Annotated in this window: 6 protein-coding genes and 2 pseudogenes; 5 read left to right on the top strand and 3 right to left on the bottom strand. The window is 31.6% G+C overall.

From position 1 onward, the window contains the following. Window positions 1-187 precede the first annotated feature (187 nt). Window positions 188-1,882, top strand: a complete 1,695-nt coding sequence (locus FWJ34_RS15780; protein WP_308256300.1) for an ABC transporter permease — start codon at window positions 188-190, stop codon at window positions 1,880-1,882. A gap of 148 nt (window positions 1,883-2,030) precedes the next feature. Here FWJ34_RS15780 and FWJ34_RS15785 read toward each other — a convergent pair whose 3' ends face one another. Continuing rightward, entirely contained in the window at window positions 2,031-2,222 is a 192-nt protein-coding gene (locus FWJ34_RS15785; protein ID WP_308256301.1) for a DUF4351 domain-containing protein, read from the bottom strand. Between the two features lie 292 nt (window positions 2,223-2,514). On the opposite strand from FWJ34_RS15785, the gene FWJ34_RS15790 reads away from it, so the two are divergent. After that, window positions 2,515-3,408: an ABC transporter ATP-binding protein gene (locus tag FWJ34_RS15790; protein WP_308256306.1), complete on the top strand. Its 894-nt coding sequence runs from the start codon at window positions 2,515-2,517 to the stop codon at window positions 3,406-3,408. Between the two features lie 281 nt (window positions 3,409-3,689). Here FWJ34_RS15790 and recQ read toward each other — a convergent pair whose 3' ends face one another. Together recQ and FWJ34_RS15800 are read right to left on the bottom strand one after the other, a co-directional pair. Beyond that, window positions 3,690-5,807 (bottom strand): DNA helicase RecQ, encoded by a 2,118-nt coding sequence (gene recQ, locus FWJ34_RS15795; RefSeq protein ID WP_308256302.1) that lies wholly within the window; start codon window positions 5,805-5,807, stop codon window positions 3,690-3,692. Between the two features lie 373 nt (window positions 5,808-6,180). Continuing rightward, window positions 6,181-6,699 (bottom strand): annotated as a pseudogene (locus FWJ34_RS15800) (M23 family metallopeptidase); the annotation flags it as partial. Window positions 6,700-7,852: 1,153 nt separating this feature from the next. Here FWJ34_RS15800 and FWJ34_RS15805 point away from each other — a divergent pair. The 3 genes and pseudogenes from FWJ34_RS15805 to FWJ34_RS15815 all read left to right on the top strand — a co-directional run. Then, a complete protein-coding gene (locus FWJ34_RS15805; RefSeq protein ID WP_308256304.1) occupies window positions 7,853-8,188 on the top strand; it encodes a hypothetical protein in 336 nt (111 codons plus the stop codon). 276 nt (window positions 8,189-8,464) lie between these two features. Then, window positions 8,465-8,629, top strand: coding sequence for a hypothetical protein (locus FWJ34_RS15810; RefSeq protein WP_308256305.1), 165 nt, complete (start codon window positions 8,465-8,467; stop codon window positions 8,627-8,629). Between the two features lie 31 nt (window positions 8,630-8,660). Beyond that, a pseudogene (locus FWJ34_RS15815) lies at window positions 8,661-9,166 on the top strand (hypothetical protein); the annotation flags it as partial.

Raw genomic sequence — 9,166 nt, forward strand, 5'->3', positions numbered from 1 at the left:
CAATTGTATTTTTGTTATGACTAACACTATATAGATTAAAGTTTCTATCGATTATTGTCTAGTAATTTATCATAACTACTGTAGAAGAGGCAATAAATAATCAATAATTAGGATAAATTCACATCAAGTAATTGTTAACATAATTATTAAAAGAAAAATTATTGATTGCAGAGGAAATAGGATAAATATGTTAACAAAAATGTATCCCCGGGTTGTTGATAATGTTGGTGAATGGAATCCTCAATTATTCCGAGAAGTAAAAGGTAGATTAACACTGAAAACCATTACTATTGTTTCTTTAGCCTCAATTATTGGACAATTTTTACTATATCTTTACTTTGAAGGAATGTTACCTACCATAGAAGGAAGCTATAGTCGTTATTGTACCAATATGACAGAAGTACAACCTTATTCATCAAATTTTGCACTTTGTAGCAAGGATTTGTTAGACAATGTACAGATAATCAAAGAATTATGGTGGTTAGATTTATTTATCACCATGAGTGTTATCGGAGTTTTTGTTCTCTTGGTGGTTGGTAGTTATATGTTAATGGCGGATGTATCTAAAGAAAATAGTAGAAATACTCTTAATTTTATTCGCCTGACACCCCAGTCAGCCTTGACAATTTTGGGGGGTAAAATGTTAGGAGTGCCGATTTTAGTGTATTTATTTGGTATTTTAGCAATTCCTCTGCATTTAACGGCAGGTTTAAAGGCTAATATTCCTTTTTCTTTGATTATCGGTTTTTATCTTACCTTATCTGCCAGTTGTGTCTTCTTCTATAGCGTTAGTTTATTGTTTAGTTTGGTTTCCGAAGGCTTAGGTAACTTTCAAGGATGGTTTGGAAGTATGGCAATTTTCTTCTTCTTATCTACCATGACAGGAGTAGCAATGGAGGCAAGAAATTTTACGGGCACATCTTTTGATTGGATTATCGTTTTCAATCCGATGATATTTTTAGCTTACCTAGTAAAATCTACATTTCTTTCTCCAGATACTGTTGGTTACTTATCTTTTGACGGATTAAATAGTCTTAACTGGTATGGTAATTTTTGGTGGAAAAATAGTGTAATTGGCTTAATGTTAATTATAGCTAATTATGGAATTTGGACATTTTGGTTATGGCAAGGAATAAAACGTCGTTTTCACAATCCTTCTGAAACATTGATTTCCAAGTATCATAGTTATCTAATTTCCGCTTGTTTTATCGTTTTCAATCTTGGATTTACGTTACAAGAAATTAACTCTTATTCTAGGTCTGATGGTAAAATAATTAGCTTACAAATATTTAACTTTTTCTTTTTCTTGTTAATAATTGCCGCTTTAACTCCCCCACGTCAAAGTTTACAAGATTGGTCCCGTTTTCCCCATGAAAATTCCTCTAATCATCAAAACATTATTTCCGATTTATTATTGGGAGAAAAAAGTCCTTCTCCTTTAGCTGTTGCTGTGAATATAGGAATTGTTACCTTATATACGATTCCTTCTATTTTGATTTTCCCTTTTGAAGAAAGTAAATTATCAATCATAGGTGGATTATTTTTAGGTGCAACAATGATGATGATTTATGCCACTGTTTTTCAATTATTATTAATGATGAAAAATAAAAAAAGAACTTTAATTGCCAGTGGTGTAGTCGGTGGTTTAATTATTAGCCCTTCATTTTTTGCTTTAATGATTCTCAGAGAAAGTCATCAAAGTTTTCCTCTTGTATGGCTATTTTCAGCTTTTCCTTTCGCTACCATTCATCAAGTTAGTAGCTTTGCTATTCTGGGAAGTTTATTAACTCAAATTATGGTAATAATCGGTGTTAACTATCAATTAAAAAGAGTATTAAATAAGGTAGGAATATCAGAAACAAAAATGTTGTTAGAAAACTAAAATCATTAACAATTAACAATCAACAATTATTTTTTTCTTCATGGCTAAACCAATCCTAAAATTTTGGAGGCTATCCCCTCCCATTGCTGATTAACTTTTACAAAGTAAAGATATAATGTATTTTTTGACAATAATTAAGCCCTAAAAATTAGAAATTACTTAGCCATTGTTGTAAATCTTCGATGGAATTAAAATCTAAAAAATCCTCTGCTAAGATTTCTAAATCCTCAATAATATTTAGAGCTTTTACTTGAGTTTGTAAATCTTCATTAATTACTTCCAACTTCCGAGTTAATTGACGAATAATTAATTTTTTTTCTTTGTTAATTCTTTCTTGCAATTGCTGTAAATCTTGTTATATCCCTTGCTAAATATCTTATGTTTCGACTTGGGCGATTTTGTCTCGATATAATTGTCTTAAACTCATAATCAGTGTTTCATCCTCTTTTATGGTTTCTTGTTTATTTTGTTTATTTGCGGTTAATTTTGAGAATAATCCATAGACTAATTCTAATAAATGAGCGATCGCTAATTGCTCAAAGTTTGTTAATGAAACTGTGGGCAGTGCCCACTCTACTTATTTACTCTTTTTGACAAGATTTTTAACTGATTCATAGACTTCGATGTTGATTATGTTAACTATTCAAAATCTGAATAAATTTTATGGGAAAAATAAGGTTTTAAATAACTTTAATTTACAGATTAATTCAGGAGAAATTTATGGTTTATTAGGGGCAAATGGTGCAGGAAAAACAACAACGATTAATCTGATTTGTGGTTTATTAACTTATGATTCAGGAGAGATATTCATTAACGGTGAGAAATTAAGTCAAAAATCTAAGTATATATTGGGAGTTGCACCTCAAGAAAATTTACTTTATCATCAGCTTACTTGTGAAGAAAATTTAGCTTTTTTTGGCAAGATTTACGGCTTAAAAGGCTGGCAATTAAAAACTGCTATTTTTGAAAATTTAAAGGCTGTTAACTTATTAGCAAAAAAAGATGATATTGTCACAACTTTAAGCGGTGGAATGCAACGAAAATTGAATATTGCACTAGCTTTAATACATCATCCTCAACTACTTATTTTAGATGAGCCTACTACGGGTTTAGATATTGAATCTCGTTACGAAATTTGGCAATTAATTCTACGTTTAAAACAACAAGGTATGACTATTTTATTAACTACTCATTTACTCGATGAAGCTGAAAAATTAGGCGATCGCTTAGGTATAATAAAAGAGGGAAAAATTATGATTGAAGGTAATTTAAATCAATTAAAACAAATAATTCCGGGAAAAGAGCTTATTTTTATTAAAACAGAAGAAGAAGAAGAAGCAATTTTATTGGGAAAAAAATTAGGTTTTAGTCATAGATATTATCAAGGAGAATTAGTTTTCTTAATCAATAAATCTTTAGAATTAGCAGAAATTATTAACCTTTTTGAAGGCATAAATTTAACTTCTATTACTAAACAATCTATTAATTTACAATCTATTTATATAGAGGCAACTAATTATCTATAGCAGATAACGAGTTGATTAGGACGTTTTGACTCAGATCTTGCACCAATATAATACCAATAAAATAAAACAGGAAAAATCAATTTTAGGAGTTTTAAAATCAATTCTGATTACTTTTCCCTCTTCCCTCTTCCCTCTTCCCTTTTCCCTATCCTCATCGAGAATTGATGATAGAGATGCAAGATCTAAGATATAGCAATTTTCACATAAGTGAGGTATGGGCAAGGGGCAGTCATCCCATTGTTAGCAAGATTTATAGAGAGATCTCACCATAATGAAAAACGCTATATAATTTTTTTGTGCCATGCTTTGACTAACCTTATTTCGTCATAAGTATAATTTTCACCTAATTTATCTTTAATTACTTTTAAAGGTTGATTACCTAATTTTTTAATAATATCTGTAATAATTTTTTGCTTATCTGGATTAACAAATTTATCGATATTGATAGGTTGATTAAGTTCAATTAATTCCACAAAATGATTAATAATAGTACTAACTGTTAAACCTCTTTTTTGAGCTATTTCAGTTACTGTTAAATTTTGTTGATATAATTGTAAAGTTTTCATTTGAGTATTGTTAGGCAAGGCAACAGGTAAAATTTCTTGATGACAAAAAGCTAATATTTCTCTTAAAAATTTTTCCCCATATTTTTGTAGTTTATATTCTGTGATGCCTGATAATTTCCTTAAATTTTCTGAGGTTTTTGGCTGAATTTGTGCCATAACTTTTAATGTTGAATCTCCAAAAATAACGTAAGGTGCAATATTTTCTTCATCTGCTAATTGTTTTCTTAATTTTTTTAATCTGGTTAATAATAACTCAATTTCTAATGCTTTTGGATTAAATTCTGTTAATTTTTTATTGACAGTGTTATTTTCTACAGCAATTTTTACCTGTTTTTTTTGCTGTAATATTTCCCAACTTTCTTTGTTTAATTTTAAAATTCTATAACTATCATTAGTTTGGTTTAATAAACCTTGATAAATAAGAGATTTTCCTAAATATTCCCACTGGGTAGAAGTTCTGTCTTTACCTATACCATAAGTTGATAATAAATGATGTCCATATTTATAAATTTTTTCAGCCCTTGAACCTCTTAAAATCTCTATAATATGTTTAATACCAAATTTTTCATTAACACGAGCAACACAAGATAAAAACTTTTGAGCTTCTATAGTCCAATCTTCAATTTCTTTCGGATTTAAACAGTTATCACAACTATCACAATTACCTTTAAATTTTTCTCCAAAATAACCTAATTGAACAATACGACGACAATAATTGGTCTCTGCATATTCTATCACTTTTGTCAACTGTTGATAAGCGATTTTTTGCTCTTGTAAAGTACTTTTTTGTTTGATAAAATAATCGATTTTATACTTATCATTAGGATTATATAATAAAATACATTTCGCAGGTTCACTATCTCTACCTGCCCTTCCTGATTCTTGATAATAACTTTCCACATTACGAGGTAAATCATGATGAATAACAAAGCGCACATCGGGTTTATTAATTCCCATACCAAAAGCCACCGTTGCCACCATGATTCTTACATCATCTCGGATAAAACTATTTTGATATTGCGATCGCATTGCATCACTTAAACCACCATGATAAGGTAAAGCCGAAATACCATCTTCCCTAAGACGGGAGGCTAAATCTTCGGTAGTTTTACGAGCAAAACAATAAATAATACCTGAACCTTCTAAACGATGAATTAAGTTAAAAACTTGTTGATAAGTGCGTTTTTGTCGGGGTTGCACCTCATAATAAAGATTACTACGGTTAAAGCTAAAACGGTGAATCCCGGGATTTTTTAAGTTAAGCTGATGTATAATATCTTGTTGTACTCTCGTCGTTGCTGTTGCCGTTAAAGCCATGAGAGGAATATTGGGAAAACGAAAACGCAACTGTCTTAATTGGCGGTATTCTTGACGAAAATCATGTCCCCATTCTGATATACAGTGAGCTTCATCCATAGCGAAAAAAGAAATAGTAATGGTAGAGGAGAGAATTTGTAAAAATTGTTGAAATTTCTCACTAACTAATCTTTCAGGTGCAAGATAAAGTAATTTAATTTTTCCTGCCAAAATTTCCTGCTCTCGACGGCGCACTTCTGGAAAATCGAGAGTACTATTGAGAAAAGTAGCACCAATTCCATTATCCTGCAAGGCGGTAACTTGATCTTGCATTAAAGAAATAAGGGGTGAAACTACGATAGCAACGCCTTTTTTGAGTAAAGCTGGAAGTTGAAAACAAAGAGATTTTCCGCCACCAGTGGGCATTATTACCAATAAATCTCGATTATCTAATGCTTGGTTTATAATTTCTTCTTGTCCATCTCGAAAACTATCATAACCAAAATATTGCTTTAATGATTGTTGTAAAAAAGCCATTAGCAATAAGGAATGAAAAATAAGGAATGAGAAATAATAATTCAGAAAGCTATAAAAATCAAGAGTAAAAAAACACTAATTAGGGGGTGCGTCAAAAAGTTGGTGAGGGTTGGGAATGGCAAATAGCTCACGAGGGTAGGTTTTTTTAGATCTAGTTAAGAAGAAGAATTGCCTAAACAAGGTGCGAAAGTAGAATAGGGAGGAAAACCGAACAAAAGGAGTTCGTTGGGTATATTACAAGAATTGCTAAAAAGACGATTTTTCATGTGTAACATTTTTGCTGTCACCCTATTCACCTAGTCACCTATTCACCTAGTCACCTATTCACCTAGTCACCTAGTCACCTAGTCACCTATTCACCCTAGTCACTTATTTATTGTCTTGGCAACAAAGCAATAGGATTAACAGCTTTTTCCCCTTGAGGATGAACTTCAAAATGTAAATGAGGTCCAGTACTAAACCCAGTACTACCCATATTAGCTATATGATGTCCTTGTTGAACAAATTGTCCTTGACGCACATTAATTTTACTATTATGAGCATAAAAAGTTACTGTACCATCAAAGTGTCTGATTTTAACTAAGTTACCAAAACCGCCTGAATTCCAACCGGCACTAATAACTTCACCGTCAGCTGCCGCTACAACAGGAGTACCAACAGGAGCAGCAATATCTATTCCTCTGTGCATTCTACCCCAACGCCAACCATAACCAGAAGTAAAAACTCCTTTTGCTGGCCAAATATAACCATTAAAGGGGCGATCGCTGTGTGGCAAATAAGGATCAGGAGAATTAATTTGCGGTAAATCAGGGGATACCATTTGTCCGGCAGAAGGAGTAACCAAAGGGTTATAAGACTCTACTGGAATGGGAACGGAACTCATTAAGTTGGGGGAATAAATTCCTTCATTTTTGTCAACGGGAGGATTAATTATCCTACTATTTCGGCGATCGAAATTTTGATTAAGTCCTGTATTTGTATTACTAATTAAAGTAGGTCGTCCTACATTAAAAGGAGTTTCTTGTACCTTTTGGGGTTGTTGATTTTCCCATGAGCCATTACTAGAAGGAATAACAGGTATAGTGATGGCACTAGCCTTGTCGCCAATATTAGAAGTATTGGGAGTATTCAATGTATTAATTTTTTTGTCAAATTCGACGGGAATAGTAATCGATTTAGATTGATTATCCGTCTCTAGAGGTTGAAACTGAACTTCCACGGGAATAGATACACTCTGAGCCTGAGCGACTATAACAGTAGGATTTTCACTAGATGTTATTAAAGAAGGGCTATCATCAGACGCACTACTAGAATTTTCAGGGGCTAAATTAGCCGTTTCAACAACATTAAGTTCAAGTTTATCAGCTGTTACTTCCTGTATTGGTGTAACTGTATTTTCTTTGGCTATAGTATAATTGTTTTGTTTAACATTATCTATGGCAATAGATGGAACATCATTAGTCAATTCTGAGCTAATGGTATTAGATGCTTCCACTAACATTGACACTTGTTGAACACTGTTAACCAATAAAGTTGGCTTGGAAAGCTCTAAACTTTCGGTGGTTAAAGTGGAAGAAGCGGCTTTGGCAGATTCAGGATAAACAATTAATCCTAAAGTTATAGCCAAAATAATTTGAGATATTTTTTGCGATGCTGAATTTAGATTCATGGATACAGTTTCCTTTTACTCGTCACACTCTAAAATTTTGAGGGCAAACTATCGAGTTAGCGATAATCTACGATACTAAACATTAAATAATTGTTAATTTTAAGTGTAAATTCTAGCTCAATCTATCAATAAATGTCACTTTTTTTTCAAATCAATGATATAAATTTCTTATACTTTGAGTTAATAAATGTGAAGTAAAATTAATAAAAAGTTCATAAATAACAATAAATCTAAAAAATATTAGCTAAAATAAAATGAATAATATCAATTTGACAGGGTATTATCTAATTTTAAAGTCATAAAAAAGCATTTATTAAAATGTCTAAAATTTTCAAATATTTTTTTGTCGTTTAATATCAAGGAGAAAAAATCAATTATGTCCTATTCCTTTGACATTGTTGGAGTCACTCCAATTTTGGACTTTTTTTATTATCAACAAAAGCTAGAACAAAACCCAAACCGCAGTAAAACCTATCTTGGTAGTTATCAATGTACCTTAGATAGTTTTATCAAATCCACAGAAATGATCCCACTAAAGCCAGACTGGAATTGGGATCAAGTAATTGAAAGTATCGTTGATTTTTGGATACATCACGAAGAAACAATACAAAGATGGAAACTAACGTTTGATAATTCTTCTCAACAAAATTTAATTGTGGCAAGAGTTGCGAATGTTAAATGGTTAAGACAGGAATTTCAATCATTACTTTAAAAGTATAATATTATTGTAATTATAGTAATGTGCTAATGATAAGAAAAACTAAACAGTTAATAAAATTAAATGTGCTTTTTTAATTAGGAATGAGGAATGAGAAAGCAAAAAGTCTCCTTATTCTCCCGAAACGGCAGAAACCCAAGTTATGTAGGATGTGTTAGCGATAGCGTAACGCAGTAATATACTTTTAACATAACAGATGACACTATTCAAGTTTCTGGTAGTGGTTTTGGAGGTGGTTTAGCAGTTGGTATGTTACTACTGACTCAGTTTATGCTAGTAACATCTATTATTACTTGCCCCCATCGTTTCTTCTACAATTCTAGTAACGGAGGTTTATTTTTTGATGCGGATGGTAGTGGTGCAATAGCGGCGGTGCAATTTGCCACTTTTAATTATGGTTTAGCTTTGACTAATATTGATATTGTCGTAATATAGTGAAATCAAATCTTGATTAATCTGTGATTGTATGACAGAAATAAACGCTAATTATGATGAACCGTGGAAAGAAGCTATTGGGGAATATTTTGATCACTTCTTAGACTTCTTTTTTCCCGATGTTGATAATTTAATTGATTGGTTAAAACCTCCTGTTTCTTTAGATAAAGAATTACAGAAAATCACTGCCGATTCTGAAGATAGTCAAAGATTGGTGGACAAACTGTTTCAAGTGTGCTTAAAAGACAATCAAGAAGTATGGATTTTAATTCACATCGAAGTGCAAAGTCAATATGATACTGATTTTAGTCAACGAATGTTTATCTATCATTATCGCACCTTTGACCTATATCGAAAACCAGTAATTAGTCTTGCTATACTAGGAGACGAAAAAGAAAAATGGCGACCGTCTAATTATGGTTATGATTTAGGGGGGTGTAAATTAAACCTCGATTTTCCCATAATTAAACTATTAGATTATCAAGAAAAATGGGAAGAATTAGAAAGAGATTTAAACCCTTTTGCCATGATGGTAAT

It is taken from the genome of Geminocystis sp. GBBB08, assembly GCF_016743215.1.
In the GTDB taxonomy this organism is placed as follows: Bacteria; Cyanobacteriota; Cyanobacteriia; order Cyanobacteriales; family Cyanobacteriaceae; genus Geminocystis.